The 14614-nt window shown below is 62.9% G+C and carries 20 protein-coding genes; 5 read left to right on the plus strand and 15 right to left on the minus strand.

The genetic code is table 11. The features are described 5' to 3' along the window. Positions 1 to 2: 2 nt before the first annotated feature. The 8 genes from CDO87_RS14270 to CDO87_RS14300 are packed head-to-tail and all read right to left on the minus strand — an operon-like array spanning position 3 to position 4670. On the minus strand, positions 3 to 2132 hold the full coding sequence (locus CDO87_RS14270) for a transposase domain-containing protein (protein ID WP_100929393.1): 2130 nt from the start codon (positions 2130 to 2132) through the stop codon (positions 3 to 5). Next, positions 2129 to 2995: a ParB/RepB/Spo0J family partition protein gene (locus CDO87_RS14275; protein WP_100929394.1), complete on the minus strand. Its 867-nt coding sequence runs from the start codon at positions 2993 to 2995 to the stop codon at positions 2129 to 2131. The genes CDO87_RS14270 and CDO87_RS14275 overlap by 4 nt, the downstream gene beginning before the upstream one ends. Continuing rightward, a complete protein-coding gene (locus CDO87_RS14280) occupies positions 2988 to 3224 on the minus strand; it encodes a hypothetical protein (protein ID WP_100929395.1) in 237 nt (78 codons plus the stop codon). The genes CDO87_RS14275 and CDO87_RS14280 overlap by 8 nt, the downstream gene beginning before the upstream one ends. Further along, entirely contained in the window at positions 3221 to 3502 is a 282-nt protein-coding gene (locus tag CDO87_RS14285; protein WP_100929396.1) for a hypothetical protein, read from the minus strand. Before CDO87_RS14285 ends, CDO87_RS14280 begins: the two co-directional genes overlap by 4 nt. Beyond that, positions 3495 to 3728, minus strand: coding sequence for a hypothetical protein (locus tag CDO87_RS14290; protein ID WP_100929397.1), 234 nt, complete (start codon positions 3726 to 3728; stop codon positions 3495 to 3497). The genes CDO87_RS14285 and CDO87_RS14290 overlap by 8 nt, the downstream gene beginning before the upstream one ends. Beyond that, positions 3725 to 4228: a hypothetical protein gene (locus CDO87_RS14295; RefSeq protein ID WP_100929398.1), complete on the minus strand. Its 504-nt coding sequence runs from the start codon at positions 4226 to 4228 to the stop codon at positions 3725 to 3727. Before CDO87_RS14295 ends, CDO87_RS14290 begins: the two co-directional genes overlap by 4 nt. Beyond that, the gene (locus tag CDO87_RS26780; protein WP_157814999.1) at positions 4225 to 4380 is read right to left on the minus strand and encodes a hypothetical protein; all 156 of its coding nucleotides are present in this window, start codon (positions 4378 to 4380) and stop codon (positions 4225 to 4227) included. The genes CDO87_RS14295 and CDO87_RS26780 overlap by 4 nt, the downstream gene beginning before the upstream one ends. Further along, complete coding sequence (locus tag CDO87_RS14300; RefSeq protein WP_100929399.1) at positions 4377 to 4670, minus strand: hypothetical protein; 294 nt, start codon at positions 4668 to 4670, stop codon at positions 4377 to 4379. Before CDO87_RS14300 ends, CDO87_RS26780 begins: the two co-directional genes overlap by 4 nt. A 166-nt stretch (positions 4671 to 4836) precedes the next feature. Here CDO87_RS14300 and CDO87_RS14305 point away from each other — a divergent pair, with 166 nt between their 5' ends. From CDO87_RS14305 to CDO87_RS14315, 3 genes are all read left to right on the plus strand, one after another. After that, a complete protein-coding gene (locus tag CDO87_RS14305) occupies positions 4837 to 5175 on the plus strand; it encodes a helix-turn-helix transcriptional regulator (protein WP_100929400.1) in 339 nt (112 codons plus the stop codon). 167 nt (positions 5176 to 5342) lie between these two features. Beyond that, the gene (locus tag CDO87_RS14310; RefSeq protein ID WP_100929401.1) at positions 5343 to 5963 is read left to right on the plus strand and encodes an autoinducer binding domain-containing protein; all 621 of its coding nucleotides are present in this window, start codon (positions 5343 to 5345) and stop codon (positions 5961 to 5963) included. Further along, positions 5960 to 6574 (plus strand): acyl-homoserine-lactone synthase, encoded by a 615-nt coding sequence (locus tag CDO87_RS14315; RefSeq protein WP_157815000.1) that lies wholly within the window; start codon positions 5960 to 5962, stop codon positions 6572 to 6574. Before CDO87_RS14310 ends, CDO87_RS14315 begins: the two co-directional genes overlap by 4 nt. 265 nt (positions 6575 to 6839) lie before the next feature. Here CDO87_RS14315 and CDO87_RS14320 read toward each other — a convergent pair whose 3' ends face one another. From CDO87_RS14320 to CDO87_RS14345, 7 genes are all read right to left on the minus strand, one after another. Further along, a complete protein-coding gene (locus CDO87_RS14320) occupies positions 6840 to 7691 on the minus strand; it encodes a DUF3800 domain-containing protein (protein ID WP_198521727.1) in 852 nt (283 codons plus the stop codon). Between the two features lie 66 nt (positions 7692 to 7757). Further along, on the minus strand, positions 7758 to 8351 hold the full coding sequence (locus tag CDO87_RS14325; protein WP_027264264.1) for a plasmid pRiA4b ORF-3 family protein: 594 nt from the start codon (positions 8349 to 8351) through the stop codon (positions 7758 to 7760). Further along, a complete protein-coding gene (gene tnpC / locus CDO87_RS14330) occupies positions 8348 to 9973 on the minus strand; it encodes an IS66 family transposase (protein WP_100927451.1) in 1626 nt (541 codons plus the stop codon). The genes CDO87_RS14325 and tnpC overlap by 4 nt, the downstream gene beginning before the upstream one ends. A gap of 60 nt (positions 9974 to 10033) precedes the next feature. Continuing rightward, complete coding sequence (gene tnpB / locus CDO87_RS14335; protein WP_100927450.1) at positions 10034 to 10384, minus strand: IS66 family insertion sequence element accessory protein TnpB; 351 nt, start codon at positions 10382 to 10384, stop codon at positions 10034 to 10036. Beyond that, on the minus strand, positions 10381 to 10797 hold the full coding sequence (tnpA, locus tag CDO87_RS14340; RefSeq protein ID WP_100927449.1) for an IS66-like element accessory protein TnpA: 417 nt from the start codon (positions 10795 to 10797) through the stop codon (positions 10381 to 10383). Before tnpA ends, tnpB begins: the two co-directional genes overlap by 4 nt. Positions 10798 to 11489: 692 nt before the next feature. Then, on the minus strand, positions 11490 to 11642 hold the full coding sequence (locus tag CDO87_RS26785; RefSeq protein ID WP_157815001.1) for a hypothetical protein: 153 nt from the start codon (positions 11640 to 11642) through the stop codon (positions 11490 to 11492). A 34-nt stretch (positions 11643 to 11676) separates the two neighbouring features. Further along, positions 11677 to 12597 (minus strand): LysR substrate-binding domain-containing protein, encoded by a 921-nt coding sequence (locus tag CDO87_RS14345; protein ID WP_100929404.1) that lies wholly within the window; start codon positions 12595 to 12597, stop codon positions 11677 to 11679. 115 nt (positions 12598 to 12712) lie between these two features. Here CDO87_RS14345 and CDO87_RS14350 point away from each other — a divergent pair, with 115 nt between their 5' ends. Together CDO87_RS14350 and CDO87_RS14355 are read left to right on the plus strand one after the other, a co-directional pair. Beyond that, positions 12713 to 13843, plus strand: a complete 1131-nt coding sequence (locus CDO87_RS14350; RefSeq protein WP_254698129.1) for a TauD/TfdA family dioxygenase — start codon at positions 12713 to 12715, stop codon at positions 13841 to 13843. After that, positions 13840 to 14592, plus strand: coding sequence for a class II aldolase/adducin family protein (locus tag CDO87_RS14355; RefSeq protein ID WP_100929406.1), 753 nt, complete (start codon positions 13840 to 13842; stop codon positions 14590 to 14592). Before CDO87_RS14350 ends, CDO87_RS14355 begins: the two co-directional genes overlap by 4 nt. Positions 14593 to 14614 lie beyond the last annotated feature (22 nt).

A 14614-nucleotide genomic window follows, 5' to 3' on the forward strand; every position in this document is an offset into this window, starting at 1 on the left:
CCTCACTTCTCGTTGTCCCGGCCAAGTGCCCGGTTCATCCGGGAAAAGGCACGGTATTCGCTCGATTGCTGGTACTCGCCGAGCCAGTCGGACTGCTCGGTCGTCAGTGGATTGTCGCCGTCCTGCAGCGCTTCCAGTTCGCAGGCGCGGCGGTATCTGGTTTCTGGATCGTCGAGATCCGGCTGCGCTTTGGAGCGCGCCTCCAGTTTCGTGACGGTCGCGGCGAACCGGGCTTCCTGCTCGCGCTCGGCCTCGAATTGGACGCGGGGGACGGAGCGTGGCGCCTTCGGATGGCGGGGCGGTAGCCGGACCACGTCGGCCTCGGGCAGGTTGTCGCCGGACACGTCCTTGCCAGCGGCGCGCAGCCGTGCCGCGATCTCGGCGTCGGTCAGCGCCTTGTGCGCCTTCGCCTCTGCCCGGGTTGCCTTGACGAACGCGGCGCGCTTGCGCTGCTGGGTCCGGGCATCGTCCACGTTGAGGAAGTCGCCCTTCTCGACGATCGGCGCTTCACCGAGGAAGGCGCCGTCAATGTCGTAGACCCGAAGGCCCGCATGCAGATCGTCCGGATCGAAGCGTGCAACGACCTTCTGGCCCGCGATGCGATACATCCATTCGGCCCAGTAGCGCGAACCGTAGATCGACAGCTCGCCATTCTGGCTGTCGGCCCGGATACCTTCGGCGCGGAGAAGCCAGAGGAGCTGTTGCTCTTCGGTGGCGATCTTCGGCTGCGCCGTGCGGTAACTCTCGTTAAACACCTCGTTAAAGGACCGTTGATTTGCCACTTCAGACCGCCGTCCGCGCCGCGCGTTGTGCGCCTCGATCTCGCGCTCCAGGACGGCCGTGAACTCGTCCAAAGGGATCGCCCGGTCGCCGTAGTTCTCCGGCTTCGCGTCGGTGGTGTTGCCGGTATAGGCCCCCACAAAGGCGGGGTGTTTCGCGACCCGGGCGCACATGTCCTGAAAGGCGCGCTCGATTGGCTTCGCCTGCCCCCATGCGGGCTGCGCCCAGTGAACCTGAACGCCGAGAAGGGTCAGCAGGCCCGGCACGTCGTCGTCCCTGATCTTGAAGCGGAAGCGGGTCGGTGCCCCGCCGGTCATCGCCTTCGCGGCGAACTCGCGACCGTTGTCGAGGAGGATGTGATCGGGGATCCCGTACTTCCGGACAAGGTCGCCGAAGCAAAGCTGCACCGTGTGGCTGTTGGCGCTGATGCTCAGCCGCCAAGCGAGGAACTTGCCCGAGTAGATGTCGGAAAATGCGATCATCTGCGCCCGGACCGGGTTCTGTTCGCCCGGCCAGTCAACGAACACGTCGAACTTGTGATAGTCGCCCTGGACCGCTTCCAGCGCGCGCATGCTGGTCTTCGACCGGGTCTGGTGCGGGAAGTAGCGGCGCAGGCCGTGGACGCCCTCGCGCAGAAAGATGACGACATGCTTCGGCACGGTCTCGTCGATGATCCTTCGGACCTTCCAGAGCGGAGCCGATGCCACTCCCTCGGCCTTGGCAATGTCAGTCGCCCACGCATGCGCGGCGGTCATGTCCGGCCCCGATTGCGTCAGCCAACAGCTCTTGACGATCTCGACGAAGCGTTCGGAGACCTGCGTCTTGTCGCCCTTCGCGCCGCCCGGCTGCGGTGCCAGGTACGGCAAGCGGTCGTGGCGCGGTATGCCCTCGACCATGCTCAGCCAGTTCCAGAGTGTCTTCTCGCTTTTCTTCAGCTTGTCCGCCACGGTCCGCACGGCAACGGTCCGCGTCAGCCCGGAGATCTCCAGTGCATCGACATCGTCCAAGGCGCGCAGACGGTCCGCTGCGCGCGCTTTGGCCGAGGCCTTCAGGGCGTCGAAGGCGGACCATGCGGCATCGCGGCCGGGCTTCTCAGGCGCCGGTGCGGGAGGCTCGGGCGCATGGCGCTCGCGGTCGAGGAGCGCGATGCGCGCCCGTATCGGGAAAAGAGAGTAATGGTATTCGATCCCCCCGCCGCGACCGGCGCGTCGGCGGACCTTACCCTTCTGGACGGCCCATCCCGAGCGCTTGGCGAGGTCATTCACGCCCTGTTTGGTAAGTGGCAGATCCGGCAGATCAGCCGCCGCCAATTCTGCTGCGCTCCACCATTCCTGTGCGGGCGTGTCGGTCATGCGGCGTCTCCGAGATCGGAAACGCCGGTCATGTCGTCGAGGAGTTGCTGCACCTCGCCGCCGCGCTCTTCAATGAAGCGGCGCCGAGCCGCTTTCGGTGCCCGCGTCCATGCGTCCAGGAGGCGGCTGAAGGCGGCGTCGGTTGCGTCCAGTGGCGCCCGTTCCTTGCCATTCTGCGATCCGAACTTCTTGCGTGCGACTGCGGCACTAGGGGCCGCTCCGGTCTCCAATTGCTCGATGACGAAGTAGCGCTCCGTCACTTCGTCGATCTTCGCGATCTGCATCATGTCGGCCAAAGAGACCGGGCGGGGGGCCTTGCGGAGCTGGTGGGCATGGCCTCTGACCGCGAAGCCAGCACGGACAAGCCGCTCGACCTGTCGCTTCGACTTCCCGATCTTCTCGGCCGTTGTCGCCGTGAACGATGCGAGCGACACGCTGTCGCTCGCATCCCAGCGTTTCGCCGCCAAGTCGGCGCCGGTCGTCGCCTTTGTCTCCGGGTGAAGTGTCTCGTAGGTCTCTTTCCGGGCGGCGAGGAAGACAGCGGTGTCGAGGATGCTCAGTTCGGATCCCGCGAGGTTGTCGTCGATCTCCATCATGGTCGCGTAGGCGTCATTGCATTGCCACGCCACCACGTCGATCTCGTCCCAGCCCATTTCGCGATGCGCGGTCAGCCGGTGCAGGCCCGTCATCAGCCGCCAGCGCTGCTTCGGCATCTTTCGGACATGCACCGGGTGCAGCGGGCCGACTTCGGCATAGGACGTCACCAGCGCGGCCACGCCAGCCTCGGATGCAGGGCGCAGTCGGCCCGAAACTTCAATGTCCGCGATCTTCAGCCGCGTTACGCCTTCCAACCGTTTAGCCATTTTGGCGCGGTCCCTTCGTCATTTTGTAGTACCAGACCGGGCCATTCGGCCCGTTGCGGCGCGTGCATTCGATCAGCGCGCCGTTCTCGCGCAGCTCGGACACGCAAGTGCCCGGGGCGATGGCCTTGGCCCGCCTCACGAGATCGAGGCTCGAATGCTCCTTCCCGTCCGAAAGAACCTTCAGCACACGCTGCAAACGGGCGCTCTTGATGGCTGATGCGGCGTTCATACGCGCGCCCCGATCCGGCCGCGCCGATGCCCGATCTGATAGGGCGCCTCCTGCGACCTCGTCCGGCAGGGGTCGCACATTCGGTTGTGTGCCCCTTCCGACCAGAACAGGGTGCCGCAGGTGATGCAGGGGCGCTGTTTGCGCGTCTCCTGCTTCACCGCTTCGCGCAGCACTGCAGCCGCCGCGGCGATGGACCCATGCCGGGACACGACCTTGCCCGTCCCCCGATCCTTGATGACGTAGCCGTCATCCGCCTTCGCGATGAAACGGTCAGCCATTGGTCACCCCCGACGGCATTGCCTGCACGGCCAGCGCCAGCGTGCCGTTCTGCTCCATCTGCTCCAGGTAGGTCAGGATCATGTCCTCCTGCGCGCGCATCACGAGCCGGTGGTCCTGCTCGGCAGGTCCATCCTGGCGCGTAGCCGCATCGGCCCAAAGCAACCGGCGCTCACGCCACGCCCGGACCATCAGCCGGACCTCGTCCAACCTCTCTCGCGCGGTCATTTCAAACCCCCTTCGAAGGCAGGCAGAACCAGCGGAAGGAACATCAGCCCGATAGCCACGATGGCAAAGCACAGCCCCGCCAAAACATGTCCCCACCAGCCATCCTCGATCGCGTCATTCGCCGCGCGGATACGTGCCCAGGCCGCTCTCAGGGAGGAGGAGGGAGAGCGGCCCGGGCCTCCCCGCGTTGCCCCGTCACTCCGGGGGGCGGGGATCTCGGACAGGACCATGCGCTCGATGGTTCCGTGAGTGGTGCCCGTTCCGGCCCCGCCCGAGGTGTTCGTGATCAGCCGGGCGTCCAACCGCCCGACACCGGAAAAGTCTGCATCCTGCAGAGCCTCGCCATGCTCGTGGATGTGTCGGGCTGCGGCCAGCACGGCCTCGCCCTTGTCGGCGCGCAGGACCGTCTGGATCAGCGCTGCGCCAAGGGCGATCCGCTCAAGGTCGGTCAGACCAGCGCCGATGGAATGCGCGCGGATGACGATGTCGGCCCGGGTCATTTGCGCTCTCCGGGATAGTTCGGATCGAGGGCGGCGCGTGCGATGTGCGCCAGACCGAGGATCGCGACGAAGATCCAGCCGAAGATGACCAGTGCCGCCAGCGTCCAGACAACTCCGGAAACCAAGTAGAAGGCGATCTCCGCACCGCTCATGATGCGGCCCTTTCCCAGCCGGTCGCGACCATGGGCAGGAGGTCCACTCCGGCACGTTTCGCTTCTGCGCGGATCTCGTCTTCGAGACGCGATGCGTAACCGAGGCGGATCAGCTCCGGTTGCGCCAGCATGTTCGCGACACGGTTTTTCGAGCCGGGGACGTCCTCGTCGAGAAGGAAGTGGCTCGGCCTGTGGCGGGGCGCGCTTGCGGTCCGCAGATCCGCAAGCGCGCGCCGGACCCAGACCACGAAGGCCTGCGGGTCCAGCAGCTTGTCGTTATGGGTCATCATGGCCTGCTCCGTTATGGTGCGACCATGATAATCACAGTGCTTTGTGATTATCAACTACGAAGGGAGTGTTTTCACATTTCCAGTTGCACAAAATTGCACGTGGCGCTTTTCATGCGAAAATGTGAAAACTCACCCGTAAACGTGCTTCCACGGGGTAGACCGTACCATGACTGGCAAAATCGACTGGGAACGGCGCAGGGTTAACCTTCGTATTCTCATGGCGGCGCAGGGTACGAACGCAACGAAGGTCGCACGAGCGGCCGGACTAAGCCCGAACACCCTGTCTCAGTTCACGAGCGGCAGAACGTCTTACCTGTCGGAGAAGACCCTTTCGAAGGTACTTCCTCTCCTCGGCCTGTCGGCGACAGAGGATCTCGATACGGACAACCCGCTCCGAGATCCGCGTGTCGCGATTCGCCGTTTCCTGGACGTTATCCCGGACGCCGATCTCGAAGAGCTTCGGCTTGTTCTAGAAAGAAAGTATCCCGATCTGCTGAAGCGCTGAAGTTCGCCAGCGTTTCCAAAGACCTAGCCAACGCCTCGCCGGATTGCCCCGCGATGTGATCTTCTAGGTGCGCCCGAAGGCAGCTCGCAGGGGCCGTTGTAGGATCATTGACCATCATTGTTTTTCATGTTTCACTATGATTATCCATCAGCAAGGGCTTATTTCACATGCGAACTAACTCCGAACAAGTGCAATTCGATACTTTCGGATATGTCACTTTCTGCCACGCGGCATTCGTACAAACGGACGCTAATTCAACCTTTTCGAGCGGCTGGGAGGATATCTACTTCCGCGAGCGCTATCACTTGGTCGACCCTGTTATCGGATTCGGGCAAGCCAACTTCGGCCGGTCTGCGGCCACTGTCCTTGACCCTGCTCAAATGGCCGGTGCCTTGTTCGAAGAAGCTCGTGCGCATAGCGCGGACAGCAACGTCGCAATGGTCAGCCACTTTGGCGGGTCCACCCGGATCTTCGGGGGCGTGAACCACGACCTTGACGCCCGTGCGCTGCCTGTCGCGCTCGAAAGCCTGCAAGCCGATCACCGGCGGGATCTTGCGGCTGGCCTCCGGCGCCTGTCAGACATGCAGCTCGACCTCCTCGATCTCGCCGAGGAAGGGCACAGCGACAAGGTCATCGCGAACGAACTTGGCGTCAGCCATTCGCTCATTGCGCAGAGGAAACGCGCGATCTGCGAGACGATGGGGATGACTTGCTGGCGGGGCGTCGTCCAGCTCTACACGCTCGACAAATGGCATGGCATCGTTCCGGGGGAGGGCTTCGGCCAATGAACCCGCGTTCCCCCTATGACATCGCGCTTGTCGACATCACGGCGCCTGACCTCGACCACGACCTCTATTGGCAGTGCCTGTCTCTCCGGCGTGAAGTCTTCATTTCGACGATGGGTTGGAACCTGTTTCAACGTGACGGTTGCGAGTTCGATGCCTACGACACGCCTGCCTCGGTGCATCTGGCGGCGCTCGACGGCGGCCGTGTCGAGGCGTGCATGCGTTTGATGCGGACTGACAACGATCAGGGCGGCGTCACCTACATGATCCTGGACGCCCACTTGGGGCGCATCCCGAACTTGCCGACAGGGCTGCTAGACCAGGTCATCGCAACGCCCTTCGCTTGGGAGGCCTCACGCCTTGCGATCTCCTCGCGCGTCCCAGTGCCGACCAGAAACGCCGTAGTCGTCGACTTGATCGGCGAGGGCACCCGGTATGCAGCCGCTAGGGGCGCCGGAACGCTGCTCGGCTTGATGAAGCCAGCATTCGAGCGCGTCCTGCGGCGCGCCGGTTTCGACGTCTACCGTGCCGGTCCGATCCTTGACCAGCGGGACGGCAGGATCTGCGTCCTGCGCTTGGACTTCGAACCGTCTCAATCACTTCGCGTGGCCTGATCTAGGTCGGCGCCCCTATCAACACATACGCGCGTGAATTGCTATGGTTAACCAAACAAGATGAGCGGAAAGATGACTAGATATCGCTGTCTTTCACATTTCTGGTGACAGTTTCTACAAGATATGTGATCGTCCGTGGCGTGGGATACGCCGGAACACCCCCATGTTGGAGCGCGACAAGCGGCTCTGGCGGCGTCAGGTACGGTTGTCCAAATGGATGACAGCCTGTCAGACCTGAAGCAACTTGGGGCCGGGGCCCACGCACCTAGAACCGATAGCCGTAGTGTTTAAAAACTAATTTCTGGTCGTCGGTTAACTTCGCTTTCCAAGGTGGCGACGGCTGCAAGACAAGGCCATAGTCGGCTATGACGCCAGCTTCTCGTCCCATCCTTGGCTCAAGTGCCATTGCGGGCTCCAGCGACCATTTCGGGCCAAGTGCGTCTGCAGCCTGATAAACAGAGCTTGCCACCACATCCGCGAGTTGAAGCCCTGCAACACTGTAGTGGGGCACGTATTCAACCAAGCCGAATCTCAAAACTTGGTGCGCAATTTCGCGCTTGTTTAAGTATGTCGATCCTCCAACAGACTGTGCTTTCAGCAACTCCCAATATGCTTTTGTCTGGCTGTAGGAGTGACCACCCCTAGCGCTGAAAATCACCTTTACATATTTCGGTCTTCCAAACCGCCTTGTACTATCACGCAAGCAAAAATCGGTGACGCGCTCCATCAACAAGCGAACACAATAATTGTAATACCATTGCTTCCCGCCTCGCTTGGCGGCCCTGGTGTTGCTGTACCCACGCATGTTTTTTTTGTTCGACGCGACAGCAAAGAACCTGCACGGCCGCTCGGCTAGCAGCGTGCAAGCGCGGCTCCTTTTCGTTGGTGACAGATCACGGTAATGCAGAGCCGGGCCTTGCGTCGCATTGATATCTGTTCGAATATCCTTCACCCAAGATACGGTTTCGGCCTCATGTTCCGAGCGTATTAGGACCGCCCCGATACACAGCCACTCACTTCCGCCATTCGGATCAATCGGCTTTACTCTCTTGAGGCCGTCATCTCCGGCCTCGTCGATGTACAGCACGTATTCATATGGTTCAGAAGCGTTTGACATGAAACATGGGAACATCTGACGCCAAAAAGGTAACCATCCGGCGTAGGCCGCGGTCGCTGGCGTCACTCAGATCGTAGTTTTGGGTTTGCGAGGCCGCGGGGCCCATTTCTTCGCCAGCCGCTCGAAGCGTTCGATGATGGTGCCGGCCCCGGCATCCTCGGCGTCGAAGTCCCCGCCCGACCAGTGGACCATGTCCTCGTGCTGCTCGTGATCGGGATCGGCGAGGGCTTCGAGGAACTCTTCGTAGCCCCAGGCGCCGCCGACGTCCTCCGGTGGACAGGCCCCCGCGGCCTTCAGAAGCCGCGGATAGGTCACGCCCTGAGTGGCCTCGCCCACCCGCTCGATCCGGATGCTGTGGTCCCAGTCATCACCGAAGTCGTAGACATACTGGATCGTCCTGGTGGCGGTCTGGTCGAGCAGCTTTTCCAAAGTCATTTTCTTCGCGTCCATGGGGCCGTCGTAGAACCCGTCCGGGTCGGGCATGCCCCAACCGGCATCCCCCACCCGGAACTCGTAGAGATGGGTGTCGGTCCAGCCCATGGCCGCTTGGATGACCTCATGCAGCCGGTCGAGCCTGATCTTCAGCGGCACCTCGATGTGGCGCATCGGCATTGGCTCGACGTCGTTCAAGATGATCCGGAGGCGGGCGATCAGGGTCATGCGGCGATCCTTTGCCGTGTCGGGGACCAATTCCAAGGCAGGAGATCCGGCACCCGGGAGGCTGTCGTGCCAGGCAGCCGGGCGAGGACGTCGCCGAGCCAGGCCTGAGGGTCGACATCGTTCATCTTCGCAGTGACGATCAGCGAATACATGAAGGCGGCGCGGTCACCGCCGCGCTCGGAGCCGGCGAAGAGCCATGACTTCCGGCCAAGGGCCACACCGCGGAGTGCTCTCTCGGCCGCGTTGTTCGTCAAGCAGACCCGCCCATCCTCGAGGAAGCGCGTGAAGGCCTCCCATCGGTCTTTCTTGAACATGTAATTGATCGCCTTGGCGACAGGATTGTGCTTCGACATCGTGCCCTGCTCGGCGCGCAGCCAAGCGTGCAATGCCTCAACCAAGGGACAGGACAACCGGTGCCTGGCCTCGAGCCGGAACGTGGCATCATGGCCGTTGATCTGGCGTTCGATGTCGAAGATCGCATCGATCCTTGCCACCGCCTCCAGTGCGACAGGAGATATATCGTGGGCGGACTTGCCCTTGCGGACATTGCCCTTGATGTCGGCAAGCTCGAAGAACTTCCGCCGGGCATGGCTCCAGCAGAGCGCGCTTCCGGCCGGACCGGGATCACGATCGCCGCGATAGAGGTCGTTGTAACCGCCATAGGCATCGGCTTGAAGGATGCCCCGCCACCCGGCGAGATGCCGGTTCGGGTGAGCCATCTCCCGATCGCGCGAGAAGTAGAACAGCGCGGCCGGCGGCGCACCGCCCGCGAAGGGCCGGTCGTCGCGGACATAGGTCCAGAGCCGCGCGGTCTTCGTGCCGCCCCGGGCCAAGAGCGGCACCGTGGTGTCGTCGCCGTGCAGCCGCTCGGCGGCCAGGACATGGGCCCTGATCAGCGCATGAATCGGCTCCAGCGCAACGGTGCAGGCGCCGACCTGGTCAGCCAGGGTGGACAGGCTGACCTCGACACCTTCCTTGGCGTAGCGCTCGACTTGCCTGTTCAGCGGCTGATGCTGGCCGAACTTCTCGAACAGGATCATCGCCAGCAGGTTGGGCCCAGCCCAGCCACGGGGCGTGGGATGGAACGGCGCTGGCGGCTGGCTGATCTTCTCGCATGCCCGGCAGGTGAACTTCTCGCGGACCGTCTGGATCACCTTCCACTGCCGGGGAATGACCTCCAGCGTCTCGGTGATATCCTCGCCCATCTTCACGATGCGATCCGAGCCACAGCAGGAACAGGCCGTGGGCGCCGAAATCACCACGCGCTCGCGCGGCAGATGCTCCGGGAAGGGTTTGCGGGCCGGGCGGCGACGCTCGAACCCCGCGACGGACGTGGTCTTCACTACCTTCTCGGCGGCGATCTCGTCTTCAGTGGCTGCGGCCTCGAGTTCCTCAAGCTGCAATTCCATCTGGTCGATCAGGCGGGCGCGGCGCTCGGAGCTGTGGCCATATTGCTCGCGCCGGAGCTTGGCGATCTCAAGCCGGAGATGCCTGATCATCGCTTCCGAGGTCGAGACCACCGCCCGGGTCTGCGCCAGCTCGCTCTCTGCGGCCTCGGCACGGGCCTCCGAGGCCGCAAGCGCGGCGCGCAATCTGGTGATCTCGGAAGCGGCATCTGACATGGCCGAGACCTACCATGCAGGCATCGGAAAGCCCATAAGAATAAGGCTGGAGAAGCCAATTTATCCCGCCTTTGCAGGGCGTTGCGTCCAGCGCGGATTGCGCCAGTCGATCCCCTCCAAGAGATAGCCGAGCTGGGCTGCGGATATCTGCACCGCTTCACCACTTCCGCTGGTCGGCCAGATGAACTTCCCGGCCTCCAACCGCTTGGTATAAAGCGACATGCCGACACCGTCGTACCAAAGCAACTTTACCAGGTCGCCCTTGCGCCCGCGGAAGCAGAAAATCTCGCCCGCATGCGGATCACGTCCCAAACCCTGCTGCACTGTCAGCGCCAAGGTGTTCATCCCTCGCCGCATGTCGGTGACCCCACCGGCAATCCATACGCGCACCCCCGCCGGGAAGGCGATCATCGGCTTTCCAGGGCCGGCAGCAGCCGCGCCAAAACCTCTGGCTCCACCGACGAAGGGACGAGAAGCCGTCGCCCGTTCCTCAGCACGATCTCGAGCTGGACATCAGGCGTGCTGCGTGGCGCCTCCCGTGCGGTCGCGGGCACGGTCGGAGGTGCCATGGGCGGCGAAACAGCCAGCGGGATGAAGGAAGGCGGTGTCTCGGCGCCAAGTTCGCCAGCGCGATACTGGCGCCGCCATATCGTCAGCAGAGAGCGAGATACGCCATGCCGCCGCGCCGTGGCTGTCACCTGGCGATGCCCCAGGAAGCTCTCCTTCACGATCGCGATCTTGTCGCCATCGCTCCAGTGACGACGGCGCGGCGCATCCGCGGCAGAGAGGACTTCAATCTCGGGTCTGAACTTATGGTCGGCCATAAGGTCGGACTTAGCACCGACGCTGAAACCCCGTCAGACGGCCTCCACCGGAGGCATACCCAAAAAGAGTCAACTGATCAAGTTCTAAGGCCTCGCTGGCAAAGCGTGGCCTGACCGATATCGAACTGAACACCAACGACAACGGGGCGCAGCCTGACCGGACTGCGCTCCGTTTCCGTTCAGGGGCCAAAATCGCTTTCCACTTTGCGAGGCCGTCTGGAATTGCGTATTTCAGCCAAGTCTTTGATTTCTCGAAGTCATCAGCCGTTCTGGAAAGGTCTATTCGAACTGGATGGCCGACTTTCCGGTTTCGGCGGCTGATCTAGGGTGCATTTTGCGCGTCGACGTCCGTTCAATGGCCGATTTAACGCTTATTTAACGGCCCTTACGGGATCTCCCTTCACTGCCCTGGTATTTGGCCAAGATCCCGCAAGAACCCCTGCAAACGCCCGTTTTCAGTCAGACTGCAAAACACTTCCTGCGGTCTCTATTGGACGGTCGAACGCGCAGGAACGCCTTTATTTACAGGCGCTTCCGCTCTCTTCCGCCATCTCCCGACGTCTTCCGGCATCACTGTAAAAAGGTGTGTCTCCCTACACCGGTTGTAGCGTGACGCAGTTTTTTACAGTGAATTACAGAGTCTTTTTCAGCAAAGCGTTTTTCAGTTTCCGGTACTCGTCGGGCGCGGGCGTTCAACGCAGACCTTCCGGCGGGTTTTTTGAACGGTCGTTAGAGGTGCCTTTAAGGGGCGATGCGTAGAGGTTGCAGGGGGCCAGCCCGTCGTTGGTGACGAGGATCGAAGGTCGGAGCTTCGGCCACATATCCGGATCGAGGATGTCGAGCATCGGGGCGATGGAGACTCCTCGGCAAAAGCGAAGTCTACGACATCATTCCGCCGGACCTGTCGAAGTCGGACCCCGCGTCCCTGATCCAGTCGAGAAACTCCCGAACCAGAGGTCTGGGATTGGGCGTTGCAATGGCGGATGCCCAGTAGCTTGACCCGAACTTGTGAATGCCCTGCTCGATGGCCGCCAGACGCCCCTCGGAGAGTATGCCGGCATTGATCGACCGCCAGCCGAGCAGGATGCCTTTTCCGTCCAGTGCCGCCTGGGTGGCCTGAACGTAATTGTCGAAGGTCAGCGTCGGACCGATCGGGTTTCTCAGTCCCTTTGCGGCGAGATACTCCTTCCAGCCGGGCCAGCCGTTGGCAGCGGGCGTCCGGACGTGGATGAGGGGTTGTGTGCTGAGCGCCGCAAGATCGCCATTCAGCGCCTTGATCCGCTCTGGCTGGCCCACCGGACAGGCGCATTCCTCGAAGACCCTGACGGTATCGCTCTCCTGCCATGGTCCGGGGCCGAAGCGCAGGGCGACATCGATCCCCGCCGAGAAGGCCGGCATGTCCGAAGGCGGGGCCTGAACGCTTACCATTGCATCGGGGACACGCGCGTAGAAGGCCGACAGGCGCGGCATCAGCCAATAGGTCGCCATCCCGATGGTGCAGGACACGGTGATATGGCGGTCGGCGTGGCCTGCGCTGGCACGGATGTCTTCGATGGCTGACGCGATCTGACCAAGGCCGCTCTGCGTGGCGCGTGCCAGACGCTCGCCCGCGTCGGTCGGGCGCGCGGGTTTCACGCTGCGGTCGAACAGCGGCGCGCCCAGCCAATCCTCCAGCGCGCGGATCGACTGGCTGACCGCGGGGCGCGTCACGTTCAACTCGGCCGAGGCGAGCCGCATGGAGCCCAGCCGGTGAACGGCGTCGAAGGCTATCAGAAGGCGCAGGGGAGGCAGGCGTGACATGGTAACCTGTGGCTTAACTTCAGGTAAGAGGATTCCGTCTTTTTGTCCGATCTTCAATGGGTTTGATTGGCGTCAATCTAACCATACGCACAGAGGATGCGACACGATGAACGTGATGACACCAACAAGATCCGATACTGTCACTCTTGGTGAGAAAGGGCTGAACGTCCCGCTGTCGCGCGGCGACGCCTATTTCAACTACTACTGGCTGCGCGACAACGACCCGACCAGCTTCAACGCGGAGACCCGCGAACGGTCGTTCGACATCTTTCACCTCGACACCGCGCCGGTCGCGCGCGCGGCGCATGTCGACGGCGAGACCCTGGTGATCGACTGGGCGACCGAAGACCACACCACGCGCATGCCCGTCGCATGGCTGGAGGAGCATGCTGGCGGTGAACGTCGCCGCGACCCCGCCGATCTGCCGCGGCGGCCCTGGTTCGGCGACCACTACCCGGACGTCGCCCGCTTTACCCATGCCGAGCTGAAGGCCGACCCCGGGAAGCGCCGCGCCTGGCTGGAGGCGATGATCGTCGAGGGCGTCTCTGTCGTGACCGAGATGCCGGATAGCGACGCGGCCCTGACCGAGCTGGCCGAGTTGCAGGGGCAGGTCCGCCCGACGTTCTTCGGCACGTATTTCGACGTGAGGACGCATATCAACCCGACGAACACCGCCTATACGGCCTCGGCGCTGGAACTCCACACCGACGTGCCCGCCGAGGAACATGCACCCGGCATCCAGTTCCTGCACATGCGGGCCAACACGGTCGAAGGCGGACGAAACCTCTTTGGCGACGGTGTCGCGGCCGCCAACGATTTCCGTCGCATCGACCCCGAGGGCTTTCGCCTGATGGTCGAGACCGATGTGCCGTTCTATTGCGAGCACGACGATTACGACATGCGCTCCTGGCAGCGCATCATCGAACTCGACCAATACGGCGAAGTCTCGGGTCTGACCATCAGCCAGCACATGCTGGACCTGATGGATCTGCCGCAGGCGTTCCTGGATGACTGGTACCCGGCCTTCTGCCGCTTCGGCAAGCTGTTGCAGGACGACAAGTACATCATGCGCTTCACGCTGAAGGCGGGCGAATGCATCGTCTTCGACAACCACCGGATCGTTCACGGCCGTGCCGCCTATACCGCGTCCAGTGGCGACCGCTACCTGCGCGGCTGCTACACCGACCGGGCCGAAATGCGGTCCACCTATCGCGCGCTGGTCAGCACGGGGCGGTTCAAGTCATGAACATGGTCCCCCGCAACACTGTCGCGGACTCTGCGCTCCTGCGGGAGGACCTCGCCGCTGCCTTCCGCCTCTGCCACCGTTTCGGGTGGAGCGAATCCGTCGGAAATCATTTCAGTGCGGCCATCTCCGAGGATGGCCGCCGCTTCCTGCTGAACCGCTGCTGGCAGCATTTCGCGACCATCACGCCCGGCGATCTGCTCGAGCTCGACCTCGACGCGCCGCCCGATATGGACGGACCGGACGCGCCGGACCGGTCCGCCTGGGCTGTACATGGCACGCTGCACCGCGATGCGCCGCAGGCGCGCGTCGTGCTGCATTGTCACGCGCCCTATGCCACGGCGCTCGCCTGCCTGAGGGACCCGACGCTGCTGCCCATCGACAACAACACCGCGCGATTCTTCGGACGCGTGGGTTACGATCTGGAATTCGGCGGCATCTCGGACAGCGAGGAAGAGGGGGCGCACCTTGTGAAGGCCCTCGGTGACAAGAGCGTGCTGGTCATGGGCAACCACGGCGTCAGCATCATGGGCGATACCGTCGCGGATGCGTTCGAGGATCTCTATTTCTTCGAGAAGGCCGCGCAGACGCTGATCCTGGCCAAGTCCACCGGCGATGCGCTCGCGGTGCTCAGCGACGATGTGGCGCGCAACACGGCAGAGGGCTGGCTGGCTTATCGCGGCATGGCGCAGCGCCATTTCGACTACCTGAAGTCCACACTCGACCAAGAGGATGCGGGCTGGCGCGTGTGACGCATGCCGGCGCCCGGCGCTT

The organism is Sagittula sp. P11, assembly GCF_002814095.1.
Classification (GTDB): Bacteria; Pseudomonadota; Alphaproteobacteria; order Rhodobacterales; family Rhodobacteraceae; genus Sagittula.

Bases quoted from the DNA above. Each gene is read 5' to 3' on its own strand.
- CDO87_RS14270 (WP_100929393.1), bottom strand. From the start codon at position 2,132: ATGACCGACACGCCCGCACAGGAATGGTGGAGCGCAGCAGAATTGGCG.
- CDO87_RS14275 (WP_100929394.1), bottom strand. From the start codon at position 2,995: ATGGCTAAACGGTTGGAAGGCGTAACGCGGCTGAAGATCGCGGACATT.
- CDO87_RS14280 (WP_100929395.1), bottom strand. From the start codon at position 3,224: ATGAACGCCGCATCAGCCATCAAGAGCGCCCGTTTGCAGCGTGTGCTG.
- CDO87_RS14285 (WP_100929396.1), bottom strand. From the start codon at position 3,502: ATGGCTGACCGTTTCATCGCGAAGGCGGATGACGGCTACGTCATCAAG.
- CDO87_RS14290 (WP_100929397.1), bottom strand. From the start codon at position 3,728: ATGACCGCGCGAGAGAGGTTGGACGAGGTCCGGCTGATGGTCCGGGCG.
- CDO87_RS14295 (WP_100929398.1), bottom strand. From the start codon at position 4,228: ATGACCCGGGCCGACATCGTCATCCGCGCGCATTCCATCGGCGCTGGT.
- CDO87_RS26780 (WP_157814999.1), bottom strand. From the start codon at position 4,380: ATGAGCGGTGCGGAGATCGCCTTCTACTTGGTTTCCGGAGTTGTCTGG.
- CDO87_RS14300 (WP_100929399.1), bottom strand. From the start codon at position 4,670: ATGATGACCCATAACGACAAGCTGCTGGACCCGCAGGCCTTCGTGGTC.
- CDO87_RS14305 (WP_100929400.1), top strand. From the start codon at position 4,837: ATGACTGGCAAAATCGACTGGGAACGGCGCAGGGTTAACCTTCGTATT.
- CDO87_RS14310 (WP_100929401.1), top strand. From the start codon at position 5,343: ATGCGAACTAACTCCGAACAAGTGCAATTCGATACTTTCGGATATGTC.
- CDO87_RS14315 (WP_157815000.1), top strand. From the start codon at position 5,960: ATGAACCCGCGTTCCCCCTATGACATCGCGCTTGTCGACATCACGGCG.
- CDO87_RS14320 (WP_198521727.1), bottom strand. From the start codon at position 7,691: ATGTCAAACGCTTCTGAACCATATGAATACGTGCTGTACATCGACGAG.
- CDO87_RS14325 (WP_027264264.1), bottom strand. From the start codon at position 8,351: ATGACCCTGATCGCCCGCCTCCGGATCATCTTGAACGACGTCGAGCCA.
- tnpC (WP_100927451.1), bottom strand. From the start codon at position 9,973: ATGTCAGATGCCGCTTCCGAGATCACCAGATTGCGCGCCGCGCTTGCG.
- tnpB (WP_100927450.1), bottom strand. From the start codon at position 10,384: ATGATCGCCTTCCCGGCGGGGGTGCGCGTATGGATTGCCGGTGGGGTC.
- tnpA (WP_100927449.1), bottom strand. From the start codon at position 10,797: ATGGCCGACCATAAGTTCAGACCCGAGATTGAAGTCCTCTCTGCCGCG.
- CDO87_RS26785 (WP_157815001.1), bottom strand. From the start codon at position 11,642: ATGCTCGACATCCTCGATCCGGATATGTGGCCGAAGCTCCGACCTTCG.
- CDO87_RS14345 (WP_100929404.1), bottom strand. From the start codon at position 12,597: ATGTCACGCCTGCCTCCCCTGCGCCTTCTGATAGCCTTCGACGCCGTT.
- CDO87_RS14350 (WP_254698129.1), top strand. From the start codon at position 12,713: ATGACACCAACAAGATCCGATACTGTCACTCTTGGTGAGAAAGGGCTG.
- CDO87_RS14355 (WP_100929406.1), top strand. From the start codon at position 13,840: ATGAACATGGTCCCCCGCAACACTGTCGCGGACTCTGCGCTCCTGCGG.